At 72.5% G+C, this 724-nt stretch carries 2 protein-coding genes; both read left to right on the top strand.

Translation table 11 applies throughout. The annotated features are described in order from the left end of the window. On the top strand, positions 1 to 423 hold a 423-nt coding region (locus ACOMDU_RS13570; protein WP_421130690.1), incomplete at its 5' end, for an RrF2 family transcriptional regulator. A 96-nt stretch (positions 424 to 519) separates the two neighbouring features. Then, positions 520 to 724, top strand: a 205-nt coding sequence (locus ACOMDU_RS13565) for a globin family protein (protein ID WP_421130689.1), incomplete at its 3' end; no start/stop codon positions are given.

Raw genomic sequence — 724 nt, 5'->3', positions numbered from 1 at the left:
GTGCTGATGACGCTCGCGGCCGCCGAGGGGGAACGGCTCACCAGCCAGCAGATCGCGGACCGGATCCAGGTGCCCTACAACCACGTGATCAAGGCGGTCGCCGAGCTGCGTCGCCGCGGGACCATCGAGGTGCTGCGCGGTCGGCACGGCGGGGCCATGATCGCCGCGGCCGGTCTGGACCAGCGTGTGGGCGAGCTCGTGCGCACGCTGAGCAGCCGCGACGAGGTGATCGACTGCGCCGGGCGCGACTCCGGGGTGGCGTGCCCCTACGCCGGCGACTGCCGCCTGCGCGGCGCCCTGCACCGCGCACGCGAGGCCTTCCTCGCCGAGCTCGACACCGTGCGGATCCGGGATCTGGTGAGCGCCGGGCCTGTCGGCGGGCCCGTGCTGCTGGGCCTGCCGGAGATCCCCGTGGCGCACTGAGGGAACGGGCCGAGGGGCGAGTTCCCGACGGCGACGGCCGGGTGTACTCTGGCAAAACCAGCGCAAGATTCGCCACCGAGGAGACGGAGACCCCCCGTGCTGTCCGAGAAGTCCCGCCCCGTCATCGAGGCCACGGCCGCCGTCGTCGCCGAGCACATGCCGGAGATCACGCCCCTGTTCTACGCCCACATGTTCGAGGCCCACCCCGAGCTCCTCGACGGCGTCTTCTCCCGCGCCAACCAGCGCAACGGCGAGCAGGCCCAGGCCCTCGCCGGATCCATCGTGAAGTTCGCGGTGCACC

Source organism: Vescimonas sanitatis (genome assembly GCF_049060325.1).
GTDB lineage: Bacteria > Bacillota > Clostridia > Oscillospirales > Oscillospiraceae > Vescimonas > Vescimonas sanitatis.
The sequence above is the reverse complement of the archived record's forward strand: the minus strand, read 5'-3'. Positions and strand labels throughout refer to the sequence as shown.